This window comes from Pseudomonas kielensis (genome assembly GCF_014236655.1).
Taxonomy (GTDB): domain Bacteria; phylum Pseudomonadota; class Gammaproteobacteria; order Pseudomonadales; family Pseudomonadaceae; genus Aquipseudomonas; species Aquipseudomonas kielensis.
Genome location: NZ_JACMYG010000005.1, coordinates 219,278 through 235,976 on the forward strand (window position 1 = coordinate 219,278; position 16,699 = coordinate 235,976).

General features: G+C 60.3%; 11 protein-coding genes and 1 other RNA gene. 3 read left to right on the top strand and 9 right to left on the bottom strand.

What is annotated here, in order from left to right; translation table 11 throughout:
- The first annotated feature begins 376 nt into the window (after positions 1–376).
- Positions 377–691 carry a helix-turn-helix domain-containing protein gene (locus tag H7995_RS07345; protein ID WP_166590097.1) on the top strand — a complete coding sequence of 105 codons (315 nt, stop codon included), beginning with the start codon at positions 377–379 and terminating at the stop codon, positions 689–691.
- A gap of 760 nt (positions 692–1,451) precedes the next feature.
- Here the strand turns inward: H7995_RS07345 and H7995_RS07350 are convergent.
- The 9 genes from H7995_RS07350 to H7995_RS07390 form a co-directional block, all read right to left on the bottom strand.
- Complete coding sequence (locus tag H7995_RS07350) at positions 1,452–1,790, bottom strand: hypothetical protein (RefSeq protein WP_185818175.1); 339 nt, start codon at positions 1,788–1,790, stop codon at positions 1,452–1,454.
- 67 nt (positions 1,791–1,857) lie between these two features.
- Positions 1,858–2,106, bottom strand: a complete 249-nt coding sequence (locus H7995_RS07355) for a hypothetical protein (protein WP_185818176.1) — start codon at positions 2,104–2,106, stop codon at positions 1,858–1,860.
- A gap of 225 nt (positions 2,107–2,331) precedes the next feature.
- Positions 2,332–2,691: a hypothetical protein gene (locus tag H7995_RS07360; protein WP_185818177.1), complete on the bottom strand. Its 360-nt coding sequence runs from the start codon at positions 2,689–2,691 to the stop codon at positions 2,332–2,334.
- Between the two features lie 347 nt (positions 2,692–3,038).
- Positions 3,039–3,135, bottom strand: an RNA gene (gene ffs, locus H7995_RS07365) — signal recognition particle sRNA small type.
- 260 nt (positions 3,136–3,395) lie between these two features.
- A complete protein-coding gene (locus H7995_RS07370) occupies positions 3,396–4,562 on the bottom strand; it encodes a zinc-binding metallopeptidase family protein (protein ID WP_185818193.1) in 1,167 nt (388 codons plus the stop codon).
- Positions 4,563–4,697: 135 nt separating this feature from the next.
- Positions 4,698–7,055 carry an NAD-dependent DNA ligase LigA gene (gene ligA / locus H7995_RS07375; RefSeq protein WP_185818178.1) on the bottom strand — a complete coding sequence of 786 codons (2,358 nt, stop codon included), beginning with the start codon at positions 7,053–7,055 and terminating at the stop codon, positions 4,698–4,700.
- A 132-nt stretch (positions 7,056–7,187) separates the two neighbouring features.
- The gene (gene zipA / locus H7995_RS07380) at positions 7,188–8,042 is read right to left on the bottom strand and encodes a cell division protein ZipA (protein WP_166590095.1); all 855 of its coding nucleotides are present in this window, start codon (positions 8,040–8,042) and stop codon (positions 7,188–7,190) included.
- 256 nt (positions 8,043–8,298) lie between these two features.
- A complete protein-coding gene (gene smc, locus H7995_RS07385) occupies positions 8,299–11,787 on the bottom strand; it encodes a chromosome segregation protein SMC (protein ID WP_185818179.1) in 3,489 nt (1,162 codons plus the stop codon).
- Between the two features lie 2 nt (positions 11,788–11,789).
- The gene (locus H7995_RS07390; RefSeq protein ID WP_166590093.1) at positions 11,790–12,449 is read right to left on the bottom strand and encodes a GntR family transcriptional regulator; all 660 of its coding nucleotides are present in this window, start codon (positions 12,447–12,449) and stop codon (positions 11,790–11,792) included.
- Positions 12,450–12,715: 266 nt separating this feature from the next.
- Between H7995_RS07390 and xdhA the strand changes: the two genes are divergently transcribed.
- Together xdhA and xdhB are read left to right on the top strand one after the other, a co-directional pair.
- The gene (gene xdhA, locus H7995_RS07395) at positions 12,716–14,170 is read left to right on the top strand and encodes a xanthine dehydrogenase small subunit (protein ID WP_166590092.1); all 1,455 of its coding nucleotides are present in this window, start codon (positions 12,716–12,718) and stop codon (positions 14,168–14,170) included.
- Complete coding sequence (gene xdhB, locus H7995_RS07400; protein ID WP_185818180.1) at positions 14,163–16,562, top strand: xanthine dehydrogenase molybdopterin binding subunit; 2,400 nt, start codon at positions 14,163–14,165, stop codon at positions 16,560–16,562. Before xdhA ends, xdhB begins: the two co-directional genes overlap by 8 nt.
- The last annotated feature ends 137 nt before the right edge of the window (positions 16,563–16,699 follow it).

The window sequence follows — 16,699 nt, forward strand, 5'->3', positions numbered from 1 at the left end:
ACGCAGGCAAAGTCCTTGTAATCGTGCGGGCTGGCATATTCAGATGCACATTAACACTCCATGAACAGCGGTGATGGCCCCCGAACGGGCGAAGACCAACTAGCCTTAAAGGCTTCTAATCAGTCAGACAAAAATCCGCATAGTCGACACTCAACCTGCCATCTGGTTCATTTCTTCCGCTTCCTGCACAGAAGAAACTTGCCCAATGATGGCTGTTTCACATCGCCTAAACTGCGGATTTTTAGCCACCCAATGCCCGTGTCGAGCGCCAATTCTACGAAATACATCACATATTTGAAAGCAAGGTGATGAATCATGCAGTTGTGCAATGCCAAAATCTGTCGTTAAGTTCTTGATTCTAAATGGGAATTGAGCGATGCACATTTCAAGTTTGGGTCCAGCCATCAAACGTTATCGCAAGGTAGCGGGGCTAACTCAGGCTGAACTCGGCGAAAGAACCGGTTTTGACCCCAAAACCATCAGCCGCTTCGAAACCGGCACCTATACCCCCAGTGTTGAAGCCCTGTTCATGCTTGCCAACGCAATGGGAGTGAAGCTCAAAGTGTTTTTCGCCGATTATGGCGACGAAGACGAACAGCGAGCGTATCTGTTTGGTGTCGTACACAAAGCCCCCCCAAAGGATCTGGGAAAGCTGATCGCAGCGGTTGATCACGCCTTGTCCAAGCCTTAGCGCCAGAAACAACCAACAGCAGAGGCAACGTTGATCGTTGCCTCTGCTGTGTCGTTCACGCGCCCATAGAAAAGCGCAACACGCGGGAGCGGCGCCGCCGGGGGCAGACAGCAGAAGACACCCTGGACCGAGAAACGCTCGGAGGGCAATAAACAGCAGGATTCAGGAGTAGATGCTGACAGCGCGGATGGGCTGGAAATGTCCAGCGAGGCTGTAGCACAGCGTTAAGGTGGTAACCCCACCAGCCACACCCCGGCACACAATGTTCCCGCTGTGGCTGCTTCCTTCCGGATCTGACCAGGTGGCATGCAAGCATGCTTCGCAGTTCGCTGAAAGACTCACTGCGTTTGGACTGGTGGGGTTTTGGATAGGGAATATCGCACATGAACTCAGGTGCGAATCAAGCCACTGACAAACGTCAAATCACGATGGAACGATGCTGGATCATTTTGTAGGCATCTAACGACGATTCTGGCCCCTTGCACGTTTTTGAGGTCGTCAGGGAAGTAGGCTTTCTCCTTGGGCAACATATATTCGTTCATATGTCACCATGGTATTCACCACGCCATTAATTACCCAAAAGCAGTAGCCCACCGACATATAGCTATCTGATTCGCCAGTTTCCATGCATCTGACTGCGCCTTGGCATTGCGTGAGTAACTCATTTCCGCCTGCCCATTGCTTCACCGCAACTCAGCGCTCCCCAAGTGCTGACGCCGCCATCCTTGTTTTCGTTCGCTGCTCCCTGACGGCGCCTGTATTAGATGCAGGAGAACTGGATATACCAGTAGTTGGACTGTGCCCAATAGGTACCATTCCCCGAAGTGAAGGCCGACCCGCCCTCAGGGTTACTCCCTTCGCCCTCAATCCTATATCGTCCCTTACAGGCAGCGTGCATCTGTTTGTAAGCATCTTCCCGACGCATTTTGCGAACGACATCCGCCCCATCGTTGAGGTACTTGATCACCCCCAACCGAGCGCCCTCGTTAACTGGTGCATATGCTGCTCCCGAGTCAGGTGAGGACACCATCTGAGCGCCAGTACAACCAGCGATGCTGGCCAGCATGATTCCACCCAATAGCATTTTCAGTTCACGCATCTAGGACAATCCCCTTTTTCTCTGTAGACGAGAATTTATCAATCCACCACCAGCGCCTTCACGCTACTCATCCGTCATCATCCGATGAGATAAACCCGCTGCCGCCCTGAACAAATGACTGACAACCCTCGTTGAATGATTGGGACGGCGTGTCGCACGAGTCCTCGTCATCAATGTCATTGTCTTCAGCCCAGTCATACCCAGCCTGATGCCCCGAGCAATCATCCGTACATTCGTACCCGTCGAATGTATCAGCGGAAGCGGATGTGCTACCCAGCACCGATACCAGCAGCGCCATTACAAATAACGTCTTCATGCTTAACCTCGCTGTGCATTGCCAAGTATGCGAAACGACTTCATACGACTTACCGCCAGCTTCTCAGGTGCTCAGTGCACCTCAAGAGCAGTCAATGCAGCCTCCTCTCGTCCATCAGGCGCGTGACCTTTGAATGCCATAAGACAGCCACCACGAGCCATGGCGACAGTGACGCTTACAACAAGGCTCAGCCTCATATGATCCTCCTTGGCGATTGACAGGAGTTCACGACAGGACAGGAGCAGGGCGCTCCTCCCATAGCAATGTCTCCACACCATCTTGCACTTCGACTCGAACATTACTCACCAGCCGAGCGAACAAGTGTGGGTTATTTCCGCAGAAGAGCCGACCACGCCACTGAACCCCACCAATGTCACCAAAAGACGCAGGATACGGATTCGATTTCATGTCTTTTGCGTAAGCTACCTTCTCGGAAACTGATGAAGTCTTTTCGATGTAAAGCTGCTCCATCAAGTCCTTTATGTAAGGAGCTGGACGACGGTAGTTGACGACCGCAACCACTTTATCCTCTACGGCAGCATGATCACCGAGCCATTCCCACGTGATAAGCCATGCAGTTTTCATTCACTGATCTCAACTCTTAACAATCCCAAGTTTGGAAGCTTAGCTCTCGCTTTCGCATTTCAGGCGAAAGTTTGCTCCTAAAAGCCGAAGGGAAGCCGGGATCGAACGGAGGTTTGCTGAAAGCAGATCAGAGGGACAAACAGAGGAGACCTGATGTACTAGTAATTTTCTCACACCAGCGATGCCGATCTTGCAGTGAAAAGATCAAGAGACGAGCCGACGCAGAGATAAACCTGGAGAGAAGTTAATAGCGACTTAGAATGAAAAGCACGTAAGCGCTCTCACACTTCGATATTTTTTTGACTGATAACGCGCTGATTTACAACGGTTTTCTAGATAGGTGGTAACCCCACCAGCCACACCCCGGCACACAATGTTCCCGCTGTGGCTGCTTCCTTCCGGATCTGACCAGGTTCACGGGTAATCGTTGCGGGGGGACCGATGGGGTCACCATAACGACACTCGCCAGTCGGCGAGCCGTGCCATTGTACCTATCTGAGACGAAGTTACAACCGTTCCCGCAGATTAAAAAAAATGAGCCACTTCAATGACATGCGATAGCCCTGCGAGAACAGCGCAGGTAGCAGCTGGCGCAGCCTGCGTTCGGCGGCGTCGCCGTCGTCGCCCCGACTCACTGGGTGGACCTGATTCAGCGCATGGCGGCCGCCGTGCCGCCGAACGCAGCCTCGCAGGCTCGACAGCTGCTACAGGGCCTGCACCGCCTGGTCGGCGCGGCCGCCTTCTTGCTGGATCACCAGGTGAATGAAGTGCAGCTTGCCGACGACCCCTGGCGGCAGGACGAAGGGGTAGAAGTCAGGCTGGCCCATGCTGCGCGACAGCTCGTTGAGCATGCCAGCCAATTCGATCCAGGCATTGACGAACGACAGGAACGCCGCGGCGCCCGGGTGCTGCGGGTCATAGAGCACGCTGGCAGGAAATGCCGGGTAGTCGAAATCCATCTGCCGAGCGCTCATGCCCAAGCCCAGCGCCGTGTCCACCGCATCCATCATGTGCAGGTAATGGGCCCAGGTTTCCGCCCAGTCTTCCCAGGGGTGCATGGTGGCGTAGGCACTGACGTGGCTTTGCTGCCAATCCACCGGGGCGCCTTGCTGATAATGCCGCTCCAGCGCCTCGGCATAGCTGGCGCGCTCATCGCCGAACACCTGGCGACAGCCGTCGAGCCAGGGACCGTTGGCAATCAGGCGATCCCAATAATAATGTCCGACCTCATGCCGCAAGTGTCCCAGCAGGGTGCGGTAGGGTTCGCCCATCTGCACCCGGACCCGTTCGCGGTGCGCGTCGTCGGCCTCACGGATATCCAGGGTGACCAGGCCGCTGGCGTGCCCCGTCATTGGCGGCTTGCCGTCGAGATCGATGCTGACAAAATCGAAGGCCAGCCCGTGCTCTTCGTCGATGGAGCGGTCGATAACCTGCAACCCCAGGTCGAGCAATTGCGCGACCAGTCGACGCTTGGCGATCTCCACCTTGCGCCAGTGCTCGTGGTTTTGCGCAATGGACAGATCGGGGATGGTCCGGTTCAGGCGACAGGCAATGCAGTGCGAGTGCGGATCGCCAGCAGGCAGCAGCCAGTTGCAGGCCGCTGGCGTATCGAGGTTGGCGCAGCGCCGAAACAGGCCACCTCCCAGGTCGGCGTCCAAGTGCCAGGTGTCCGGCTGTGGGCCGGGCTGCAGCGACGACAAGCGGCTTTGTTCAGGCTGATAGCCCAGGGCTGCGGTGCAGGCCAGGCACTGGCTGTTGCGAAAAAACAGCGACTGCCCACACCGGCACGGCCAGACCTTGCTGTTGCGTGAACTGTCGCCGATGAAGGGCGCGGCGATCCGCGCGCTGAGTTGCTCGAAGAAGCGGTACATGGCGATCTCTCCCTGGGGGCTGGCCAAGTCTAGATCCTGGCACCGCGTTGATCGTTCCCTCTGACTCTGAGTGTCCGGTTGTCGCCAAGGACGTCAGCGCGGGCAAGCGGAGCGCCGCCCGGCCAGCCCCCACCGTCACACGGTAATGCCGTGCCCGCCCAGGAACGCGACAAAAGCCTGTTCATCCAGCACCTTGAGCCCCAGCTCATTGGCCTTGACCAGTTTCGAGCCGGCGCCCGGCCCTGCCACCACACAATAGGTCTTGGCCGAGACTGAGCCGGCGACCTTGGCGCCCAGGCTTTCCAGCTTGTCCTTGGCGATGTCGCGGCTCATCAGTTCCAGGGAGCCGGTGAGCACCCAAGTCTGCCCGGCCAGCGGCAAGCCTTCGACGACTTTCTTTTCGCTCTGCCAATGCATGCCGAAGTCACGCAACTGCTGCTCAGCCGCCAGGGCTTGCTGGCGATTGTCCTCGTTCGCAAAAAACTCGCGCACCGCGTTGGCCTGTTTCTCCGGCAGAGCCTGGCGCATGTCCAGCCAGTCCGCCTCGATCACCGCTTGCAGCGAACCGAACTTGTCGGCCAGCTTCTGCGCCCCGCCGGGACCGACCGAAGGAATGTGCAACTTGTCGAGCAACCCCCCAAGGGTGGTGCTCGCGGCGAACTCGGCGCCCAGCTCACCCTGATCCTGAATCTCCAGGCCATGAGCCAACAGCTGCTTGATCACCTGCTGATTGTGGCTGTCGGTGAAGAAGCTGCGGATCTCGTGGGCGACCTCCAGGCCGACATCCGGCAAGTACGTCAGCACTTGCGGCAATGCCTGCTGTACGCGCTCCAGCGAGCCCAGCGAGCGCGCCAGGACCTTGGCCGTCTCCTCGCCGACATCCGGAATGCCCAGCGCATAGATAAACCGCGCCAGGCTCTGGCGCTTGCTGTCGGCAATGGCCGCCAGCAGGTTCTTGCTCGACAGTTCGGCAAAGCCTTCCAAGTCGACGATCTGCTCGAACGTCAGCCCATACAGGTCCGCCGGCGAGCTGACCAGGCCTTCATCGACCAACTGTTCGACGCTTTTTTCGCCCAGGCCCTCAATGTCCATGGCCCGCCGCGAAACGAAATGGATAATCGCCTGCTTGAGCTGCGCCCCACAGGCCAGGCGGCCGACGCAGCGGTACACCGCGCCTTCGCTGATGGTTTCGCGCCCCTTGCTGCGCTTGATCAACTGCGTGCGCTCGACATGGGAGCCACAGACCGGGCAGCTCTCGGGAATCTGCACCGGCCGGGCATCGGCCGGACGCCGCTCGGTGACCACCTGCACCACCTGCGGAATCACATCGCCGGCCCGGCGAATGATCACCGTGTCGCCGATCATCAGACCCAGGCGTGCCACTTCGTCCATGTTGTGCAGGGTCGCATTGGACACCGTCACACCCGCCACTTTCACCGGCTTGAGGCGTGCCACGGGCGTCACCGCACCGGTGCGGCCGACCTGGAATTCCACATCGAGCAATTCGGTGAGCTCTTCCATGGCCGGGAATTTATGGGCAATCGCCCAGCGCGGCTCACGGGCACGAAAGCCCAGCTCACGCTGCGCGGCAATGCTGTTGACCTTGAACACCACGCCATCGATCTCGTAAGGCAGCGCATTGCGCCGCTCACCGATATCGCGGTAATAGTCCAGGCATTCGCCGATGCCCTTGGCCAGTTTCAACTCACGACTGACCGGCACACCCCAGGTCTTGAGTTGCAGCAGGTTGCCGATGTGGGTGTCGGCAATGTCTGCCGATACCTGACCGATGCCGTAGCAGCAGAACTCCAGCGGCCGGCTGGCGGTGATTTTCGAATCCAGTTGGCGCAAGCTGCCGGCGGCGGCATTGCGCGGGTTGGCGAAGGTCTTGCCGCCCGCCTCCAACTGCGTGGCATTCAGGCGCTCGAAACCGGCCTTGGACATATAGACTTCGCCGCGCACTTCCAGGGTCGCCGGCCAGCCGCTGCCCTGCAGCTTGAGGGGAATATTGCGCACTGTGCGCACATTGACGCTGATGTCTTCACCGGTGGTGCCATCGCCGCGGGTAGCGCCGCGCACCAGCAGGCCATCCTGGTACAACAGGCTGACGGCCAGGCCATCGAGCTTGGGCTCGCAGCTGTATTCCACTTCGGCGCCGCCGCCAAACAGATCGCCGACCGGCAAGTCCAGGCCTTCGGTGACCCGGCGATCGAACTCGTGCATGTCGGTTTCTTCGAAGGCATTGCCCAGGCTCAGCATGGGCACTTCGTGGCGCACCTGGGTAAACGCCGAGAGCGCCGCGCCGCCCACGCGCTGAGTCGGCGAGTCGTGGCTGATCAGTTGCGGATTGGCCGCTTCCAGCGCCTTGAGCTCCTGGAACAACCGATCGTACTCGGCGTCCGGAATGCTCGGCTCATCCAGCACGTAGTATCGGTAGTTGTGCAGATCCAGTTCAGCGCGAAGCTCTAGAATGCGTTTTTCGGCGGCGTTCATGGGTGTTCTCTCATAAAGCAAAAGAGCAGCCGAGGCTGCTCAATCTGTTGATTCGATAAAAGCTTCGTCGGCAAACCGGCTTCTACGGGAAACCAACAATCCGTAGGAGCTGGCTTGCCAGCGAACAAGCGCTTAGCGCTTCTGGGTCAGGGCACGGCGCTCGAATTCGACGATGCGCTGGCGGTAGTGTTCGATGGTCTGTGCGGTCAGGACGCTGCGCTGATCGTCCTTGAGTTCGCCATTGAGTTCCTGGGACAACTTGCGAGCGGCGGCGACCATCACATCGAACGCCTGCTTCGGATGACGCGGACCCGGCAGGCCAAGGAAGAAGCTGACCGCAGGAGTGCTGAAGTGGTCGATGTCATCCAGGTCAAAAATACCCGGCTTGACCGCGTTGGCCATGGAGAACAGGACTTCGCCATTGCCTGCCATGCTTTCGTGGCGGTGGAAAATATCCATCTCGCCAAAACGCAGGCCGCTTTCCAGAATGTTCTGCAACAGCGCCGGGCCCTTGAAGCCACCGGCATCACGGCAGATCACGCTGATCACCAGCACTTCTTCGGCTTGCGGTTGGTCCTTGCTCGCCGCAGCGCTCGAGGCCTTGGTTTCGTCCGGGAAATCGTCGTCACGGCTGCTGAAGCTCGGGCCACCATCCAGGTCCAGGTTGAGGTTCAAGTCGCCCTGGGCCGGCTCGCTGTGACCGCGCTTGCCACGCTTGGAGCCCGACTCGCGGGGTTCACGGGCAGGCATGCTGACCGACGGCAGATCGTGCTCGTCCAGTTGCGGCTCTTTGTGGTTATCCAGCACGCGCGGCGGGCCCAGCAGTTCAGCACCGCTGTCCTCGTCCGGCAGATTGGACAGGCTGCGGTCCAGGCGAAACTTGAGTTTGCCCTTACCGCCGCGCATGCGCCGCCAGCCATCAAAAAGAATACCGGCAATGACTATGATGCCGATGACGATCAGCCACTCGCGCAGACCGATTTCCATGTAATCCCGTGCCTCTATAAAAAATGCTGAAAAATAAGGGGTTTACAAGCTGCAAACCGCTTTAAAACGTGGCGCCAACTCTATGTTCTGACAGGCGTTTTGCCCACGTACACAATAAATTGACATTAAACTAGCACGACCAAAGGTAACTTTACACCGTCTGTCACAATGGCTTCAGCGAATATGTCGATTGGCCAGCAATCCCTACCGGCGAAAATCCTTACTTCCCATAAACATATGGCTTAAACACAGGACGTCAGGCGTCCACCATCGCCATCGCCTCCTCGACATCCACGGCCACCAGACGCGAACAACCGGGCTCGTGCATCGTTACTCCCATCAATTGGTCAGCCATTTCCATGGCGATCTTATTGTGGGTGATATAGATGAACTGCACCGTCTGTGACATCTCTTTGACCAGTCTTGCGTAGCGTCCAACGTTAGCGTCATCCAGCGGGGCGTCAACTTCGTCGAGCATACAGAACGGCGCAGGATTGAGTTTGAAGATGGCAAATACCAGGGCCAATGCGGTCAGGGCTTTTTCGCCACCGGAGAGCAAATGGATGGTGCTGTTCTTCTTCCCAGGTGGACGCGCCATGATTGTCACCCCTGTATCGAGTAGATCTTCGCCCGTCAGTTCCAAATAAGCGCTGCCGCCACCGAAAACTTTTGGAAACAAGGCCTGCAAACCACCGTTGATCTGATCAAAGGTGTCCTTGAAGCGGTTGCGGGTTTCCTTGTCGATCTTGCGAATGACGTTTTCCAGGGTATCGAGGGCTTCCACCAGGTCGGCGTCCTGGGCGTCCAGATAACGTTTACGCTCGGACTGTTGCTGATATTCGTCGATGGCCGCCAGGTTGATCGCCCCCAGACGCTGAATCCGCGCGGCAATGCGCTCCAGTTCTTCTTCGGCGTCGTTCTCGTTCGCCTCGGCCACCAGGGTCGCGAGCACGCCGTGCAGGTCGTAGCCGTCTTCGAGCAGTTGCTCCTGCAGGGTTTTGCGACGCACGGTCAGGGCCTGCCATTCCATGCGCTGCTGCTCGAGCTGGCTGCGGATCAACTGCGACTGCTGCTCAGCCTGGGTGCGCCGCTTCTCGGCCTCGCGCAGCTCACGGTCGGCCTCTTCCAACGCGACCTGGGCGGTGCGCAGTTCTTCATCGACGCTCATGCGCTTGTCGAGCAACTCTTCGAGCTTGAGCCGCAATTCTTCCAGCGGCGCCTCACCCTCCTCCAGATTGAGGCTCAACTGTTCACGCTTTTCGGTCAGGCGCTCGGACTGCAGCTCCAAGCGCTCCAGGGCCTGACGCGTGGAGTCGTGTTGCGCCTTGAGCGAGCCCAGGCGCACCGCCAACTGGTGCGCATGGTCCTTGTGCTGCCGGGCTTCCTGGCGCACCCGGTCGAGGCGCTCGCGCAGGCTGTCACGCTGGGCCAGCAGCAACTCGCGCTGCTCGGTGTCCAGGGCCATGCTGTCGAGGGCGCCTTGCAATTGCAGGCGCGACTCGCCGATCTGTTCGTACTCCAGCTCGCGCTGCTCGCCCAGCTCCACCAACTCTTCATCGAGCCGGGTACGACGCAAGGTCAACTGCTCGGCCTTGGCCTTGCCCGCGGACAATTGCGCCTTCAGCTCGCCCTGTTGGCGCGCTTCGTCCTGCAGCAGGCGGCGCAAGTGTTCACGACCGTTCTCCTGTTGTCGCTGCTGGGCCCGCAGGTTCTGCAGGGTGGTCTCAAGGTGTTCGACCGTGGCTTCACGCTCCTCGCGCTCCAGGCCCAGGGCCTGGATTTCCTGGCCACGGGCCAAGACTCCACTTTCGGCTTCGCTGGCGCGGCGCACGCGCAAAAAGTGCCGGCCAATCCAGTAGCCGTCCCGGCTGATCAGGCTTTCGCCGGCCGCTAACTGGCCACGCAAGGTCAAGCCCTGCTCAAGGGTTTCCACCGGCTTGACCTGGCCCAGCCACGGCGACAGATCGATCTGCGCCTCGACCTTGTCCAGCAGGCTGCCTGCGACCCGCACACCGTCGGTACCCGGGCTGAGCAGGCGTAAATCGCCCTGGGCAAAGCCGGCCAGGTCGAAACCGGCGAAATCGTCCACCAGCACCGCTTGCAGGTCAGCCCCCAGCACGGTTTCCACCGCCAGCTCCCAGCCCGCCTGCACGCTCAAGCCCTCGGCCAGGCGCGGGCGCTCGGCCAGCTGCTGCTCACGCAACCATTGCGCCGTGCCGGTGCCCGGGTCGAGTGCGGCTTGCTGCAAGGCCTCCAGCGACGCCAGACGCCCATTGAGTCGTTGCAGGTCGCCCTGGGCCTGCTGCTGATTGTGCAGGGCCTGCTGCAACTCCTGGCGCAACTGTTCAAGGCGTTCGACCTGGGCCTGTTCGCTGGCCTGCAAGTCCTCTAGGGTCGCTTCGCTGGCGGCGAGCTGCTCGCTGAGCTCCATGATTGCCGCGTCTTCCGGGTCAGCGGCCAGCAGATCGCGCTCCTCGGCCAGGCGGCGTTGCCGCTCGGCCAAGCGTTCGACGCTGGTTTCCAACTGTTGAATGCGCGACTGCTGCACCTCGGCCTGGCGCCGGGGCTCGGCCGAACTGAGGTTGAAGGCGTCCCACTGCTCCTGCCAGCCATGCATGGTGGTTTCGGACTCTTCCAGCGCGGCGGCCGCTTCCTCGGCGGCGGCGCTGGTGATTTCCTGCTCCGGGGTCAGCATGTCCAGCTCTTCGCCCAGGGTCAGCAACAGCGTGCGGTCGTGGCCCAGGTGGGATTCGGTTTCCAGGCGCGCACGCTCGGCTTCCTTGAGATCGTCCTGCAGCTGGCGCAAGCGTTGCTGGCCATGCTGGATGCTCTGCTCGACCCGAGCGATGTCGCCGCCGACCGAATAAAAGCGCCCCTGCACCAGATTGAAGCGCTCGGACAGGTCGTGGTGACCGTCACGCAAGCGTTCGATGCTCGCATCGGCATTGCGCTGCTCGGCCACCAGGGCCTCGAAACTGATTTCCTGAGTGCCGATGATCGCTTCACGCTGGCCGACCTGCTCGTTCAGGTCCTGCCAGCGCAGGGCCGACAGCTGGGCCTTGAGCTGACGCTCCTCGGCCTTGTATTCCTGATACTTCTTGGCGGCCTCGGCCTGGCGGTGCAAACGCTCGAGCTGACGCGTCAGTTCTTCGCGCAGGTCGGTCAGGCGCTCAAGGTTTTCGTGGGTGCGACGGATCCGGTTTTCCGTCTCGCGCCGGCGCTCCTTGTACTTGGAGATCCCTGCCGCTTCCTCGATGAAGTTGCGCAGGTCTTCGGGCTTGGACTCGATCAGCTTGGAGATCATCCCCTGCTCGATGATCGAGTAACTGCGCGGGCCCAGGCCAGTGCCGAGGAAGATGTCGGTGATGTCACGGCGCCGGCACTTGGTGCCATTGAGGTAATAGGTGGTCTGGCTGTCGCGGGTGACTTTGCGGCGAATCGAAATCTCCGCATAGGCGGCGTATTCACCGAGCAAGGTGCCGTCGGAGTTGTCGAACACCAGTTCGATACTGGCCTGGCTCACCGGCTTGCGGCTGGTGGAGCCATTGAAGATGACGTCGGTCATCGACTCGCCGCGCAGGTTCTTCGCCGAACTCTCGCCCATCACCCAACGTACGGCGTCGATGATGTTCGACTTGCCGCAGCCATTGGGCCCGACCACCGCCGCCATGTTACTGGGGAAGTTCACCGTGGTCGGGTCGACGAAGGATTTGAACCCCGCCAGTTTGATGCACTTGAGCCGCACGCTCAGGCCGCCGGCAAGGCAGACAGCACCAGGTCGCAACTGCGCTGGGCGTAGGCCGAGAGCACGATGCGGATCTGTGGCAGGTCACGGGCCAGCACGGCGGCGAGCAGGCGATCGAACAGTTCGAGGAACTCGCTCATTTCCGCCTTGCGTTGTTCCAGGGCCAGGAAATACGCACGGCTCATGGCCGGCTGCAGGTTCTCGACGGTTTCCTGCAGGTAGGGGTTATCGGCGAACGGGTACGCGGCACGCATCACATTGAAGCTGTCGTCGACAAAGGTGCGGATGTCCTGGCGTTCGTAGCTGGCGTTCAGCCGCTGCTGGATCTGCACGAAGGGCGCCATGTCGGCCTGGACTTGCCAGCCATTGGCCACGGCGTTGCCCAGCAGGATGTACAGCTCGCTCATCAGGGTGCACAGGCTCTGCACCTTGTGCGCGGTGAGCTCGGTGACATGGGCGCCGCGTCGCGGCAGGATCGCGACCAGGTGGCGTCGTTCGAGGATCAGCAAGGCTTCACGGACCGAACCGCGGCTGACATTGAGCGCCAGCGTGACCTTCTGTTCCTGGATGCGCTCTCCTGGCTTCATTTCGCCGCGAATGATGCGTTCGGCGAGGTGTTGAGCAATTTGCTCGGCGAGGCTGTCCGGCGCCTTGAACGTCATGGTTTTCCTTCAAACTCTTCGATCTGTACAAGCGGCGCAGTGTAGCGCACTTGGTAGTGGATGATGCAGGGCCCGGCCAGTGGAAATTGGCACGATTCAAGCAAAAAGCGAGCTGGGCCCAGAGGGTCAATACTCAAAGCAGGGGTTGCTGATCGACAAAAGGTAATTTCCTGACCTTTAAGTCAGAAAACCATTGACCGAAAAGTCAGACCTGATAAATTCGGGTCATAACGGTTAACAACAATAATGAGTCTGCGAGGCCTTCCGTGATCCAGTTTTTACTAAACCAGGAACTCCGTAGCGAGCACGCCCTGGACCCCAACCTGACCGTGCTCAACTACCTGCGCGAGCACCTGGGCAAGTCCGGCACCAAAGAAGGTTGCGCCAGTGGTGACTGTGGCGCGTGCACTGTGGTGGTCGGTGAACTGCAACGTGACGACGACGGCCGCGAACATATTCGCTATCGCAGCCTCAACTCGTGCCTGACGTTTGTCTCCTCGTTGCATGGCAAACAGCTGATCAGCGTCGAAGACCTCAAGCATCAGGGCCAACTGCACAGCGTGCAGCAAGCCATGGTCGAATGCCACGGCTCGCAGTGCGGCTTCTGTACGCCGGGGTTCGTCATGTCGCTGTTTGCCCTGCAGAAAAACAGCGACCAGCCCGACGCCCACAAGGCCCATGAAGCCCTCGCCGGCAACCTCTGCCGCTGCACCGGCTACCGGCCGATTCTCGAAGCCGCCGAACAGTCCTGCTGCGCTAAACAACCCGACCAGTTCGATGCCCGTGAAGCCGAGACCATCGCCCGCCTGAAGGCCATTGCCCCCACCGACATCGGTGAACTCAACAGCGGCGACAAACGCTGCCTGGTGCCGTTGACCGTGGCTGACCTGGCCGACCTCTACGACGCCTACCCGCAAGCCCGGCTGTTGGCCGGCGGCACCGACCTGGCGCTGGAAGTCACTCAGTTCCACCGCACCCTGCCCGTGATGATCTACGTCGGCAACGTTGCCGAAATGAAGCGCATCGAGCATTTTGCCGATCGCCTGGAAATCGGTGCAGCCACCGCCCTCTCCGACTGCTACGAGGCCCTGAAGGCCGAGTACCCGGACTTCGGTGAACTGCTGCAACGCTTCGCCTCCTTGCAGATCCGCAACCAGGGCACCCTGGGCGGCAACATCGGCAATGCTTCGCCCATCGGCGACTCGCCACCGCTGCTGATCGCCCTGGGCGCACAGATCGTGCTGTGCAAAGGCAACACCCGCCGCACCCTGGCCCTGGAAGATTACTTCATCGATTACCGAGTCACCGCGCGCCAGGAAAGCGAATTCATCGAGAAGATCATTGTGCCGCGCGCCAGCGCCGCGCAGCAGTTCCGCGCCTACAAGGTGTCCAAGCGCCTGGACGATGATATTTCCGCAGTCTGCGCCGCCTTCAATCTGCGTATCGACAATGGCGTGATCGCCGACGCCCGCGTCGCCTTCGGCGGCATGGCCGCCACCCCGAAACGGGCCAAAAGCTGCGAAGCGGCGCTGCTCGGCGCGGCCTGGAACCATGCCACCGTCGAAGCCGCCTGCGCTGCCCTGGCAGAAGATTTCACCCCGCTCTCGGACTTCCGCGCCAGCAAGGAATACCGCCTGCTCAGCGCGCAGAACCTGCTGCGCAAATACTTCATCGAACTGCAAACACCGCACATCGAGACCCGGGTGACCGCTTATGTCTAATCATCACGCCGTAGAGAAGACCCAGGCCGAACTGGCTGAACTGTTCGCCAAGGACCTGACCACCGGGGTCGGCCGCAGCGTCAAGCACGACAGCGCCGCCAAGCACGTGTCCGGTGAAGCGCAGTACATCGATGACCGGCTGGAGTTTCCCAATCAGCTGCATGTCTATGCACGGTTGTCGGACCGCGCCCACGCGAAAATCATCAGCATCGACACCCAGCCCTGCTACGCCTTCGAAGGCGTGCGCATCGCCGTTACCCATAAAGACATACCAGGCCTGAAAGACATCGGACCGCTGTTGCCGGGCGACCCACTGCTGGCGATCGATGACGTGCAATTCGTCGGTCAACCCGTGCTCGCCGTGGCAGCGAAAGACCTGGAAACCGCACGCAAGGCGGCCATGGCCGCGATCATCGAATATGAAGACCTGGAGCCGGTACTGGACGTGGTCGAAGCCCTGCGCAAACGCCACTTCGTGCTCGACAGCCACACCCACCAGCGCGGCGACTCGGCCACTGCGCTCGCCACCGCCGAACATCGCATCCAGGGCACGCTGCACATCGGCGGCCAGGAGCACTTCTACCTGGAAACCCAGATTTCCTCGGTGATGCCAACTGAAGACGGCGGCATGATCGTCTACTGCTCGACCCAGAACCCCACCGAAGTGCAGAAACTGGTGGCCGAAGTCCTCGACGTGTCGATGAACAAGATCGTGGTCGACATGCGCCGCATGGGCGGCGGTTTCGGCGGCAAGGAAACCCAGGCTGCCAGCCCGGCGTGCCTGTGTGCGGTGATCGCCCACCTGACGGGCCAACCGACCAAGATGCGCCTGCCACGGGTCGAAGACATGCTGATGACCGGCAAGCGTCACCCGTTCTATGTCGAGTACGACGTCGGCTTCGACAGCAGCGGACGCCTGCATGGGATCGCCCTGGACCTGGCGGGCAATTGCGGGTGCTCGCCGGACCTGTCGGCTTCCATCGTCGACCGGGCGATGTTTCACTCCGACAACTCCTACTACCTGGGCGATGCGACCATCAACGGTCACCGCTGCAAGACCAACACCGCCTCCAACACCGCCTACCGTGGTTTCGGCGGCCCTCAGGGCATGGTTGCCATCGAAGAGGTGATGGACGCCATTGCCCGCCACCTGGGCCTCGACCCGCTGGCCGTGCGCAAGGCCAACTACTACGGCAAGACCGAGCGCAACGTCACCCACTACTACCAGACCGTCGAGCACAACATGCTCGAAGAAATGACCGCTGAACTGGAAGAGAGCAGCCAATACGCCGAGCGTCGCGAAGCGATCCGCCGCTACAACGCCAACAGCCCGATCCTGAAAAAGGGCCTGGCGCTGACCCCGGTGAAATTCGGCATTTCCTTCACCGCCAGCTTCCTCAACCAGGCGGGCGCGTTGATCCACGTCTACACCGACGGCAGTATCCACCTCAACCATGGCGGCACCGAGATGGGTCAAGGCCTGAACATCAAGGTCGCGCAGGTGGTGGCCGAAGTGTTCCAGGTGGAAATCGACCGCGTGCAGATCACCGCGACCAATACCGACAAGGTGCCGAACACCTCGCCGACCGCCGCCTCCAGCGGCGCCGATCTCAACGGCAAAGCGGCGCAGAACGCCGCAGAAATCATCAAGCAGCGCCTGGTGGAGTTCGCCGCACGCAAATATGAAGTCAGCGAAGCCGACGTGGTGTTCCACAACGGTCACGTGCGGGTCCGCGACCACATCCTGACCTTCGAGGCGCTGATCCAGCAGGCGTATTTCGCCCAAGTCTCGCTGTCCAGCACCGGCTTCTACAAGACCCCGAAAATCTTCTACGACCGTAGCCAGGCCCGTGGTCGGCCGTTCTATTACTTCGCCTTCGGCGCCGCCTGCTGCGAAGTGATCATCGACACCCTGACCGGCGAATACAAAATGCTGCGCACCGACATCCTGCATGATGTCGGCGCCTCGCTGAACCCGGCCATCGATATCGGCCAGGTCGAAGGCGGCTTCATCCAGGGCATGGGCTGGCTGACCATGGAAGAGCTGGTCTGGAACAACAAGGGCAAGCTGATGACCAACGGCCCGGCCAGCTACAAGATCCCGGCGGTGGCTGACATGCCGCTGGACCTGCGGGTCAAGCTGGTGGAAAACCGCAAGAACCCGGAAGACACCGTGTTCCACTCCAAGGCCGTGGGCGAGCCGCCGTTCATGCTCGGCATCGCCGCCTGGTGTGCGATCAAGGACGCCGTGGCGAGCCTGGGCGATTACAAACATCAGCCGAACATCGACGCACCGGCGACCCCGGAGCGGGTGTTGTGGGGCTGTGAACAGATGCGCCAGTTGAAGGCGGTGAAGCCAGTCGAAACTGAGCCTGAGCTGGCTCCGCTCTAGGACCGAAGTGCGGCCAATCGCTAGCAGGGCTAGCTCCCACAGAACTTGTGTTGAATTCAGATTCTGTGAACACCACAAAACACTGTGGGAGCTAGCCTGCTAGCGATGACGGCCGAACAGACAATGAAGATGTCGAG

Excerpts from the sequence above, each read along its gene's own strand:
- H7995_RS07345 (WP_166590097.1), top strand. The coding sequence starts at position 377 with ATGCACATTTCAAGTTTGGGTCCAGCCATCAAACGTTATCGCAAGGTA.
- H7995_RS07350 (WP_185818175.1), bottom strand. The coding sequence starts at position 1,790 with ATGCGTGAACTGAAAATGCTATTGGGTGGAATCATGCTGGCCAGCATC.
- H7995_RS07355 (WP_185818176.1), bottom strand. The coding sequence starts at position 2,106 with ATGAAGACGTTATTTGTAATGGCGCTGCTGGTATCGGTGCTGGGTAGC.
- H7995_RS07360 (WP_185818177.1), bottom strand. The coding sequence starts at position 2,691 with ATGAAAACTGCATGGCTTATCACGTGGGAATGGCTCGGTGATCATGCT.
- H7995_RS07370 (WP_185818193.1), bottom strand. The coding sequence starts at position 4,562 with ATGTACCGCTTCTTCGAGCAACTCAGCGCGCGGATCGCCGCGCCCTTC.
- ligA (WP_185818178.1), bottom strand. The coding sequence starts at position 7,055 with ATGAACGCCGCCGAAAAACGCATTCTAGAGCTTCGCGCTGAACTGGAT.
- zipA (WP_166590095.1), bottom strand. The coding sequence starts at position 8,042 with ATGGAAATCGGTCTGCGCGAGTGGCTGATCGTCATCGGCATCATAGTC.
- H7995_RS07390 (WP_166590093.1), bottom strand. The coding sequence starts at position 12,449 with ATGACGTTCAAGGCGCCGGACAGCCTCGCCGAGCAAATTGCTCAACAC.
- xdhB (WP_185818180.1), top strand. The coding sequence starts at position 14,163 with ATGTCTAATCATCACGCCGTAGAGAAGACCCAGGCCGAACTGGCTGAA.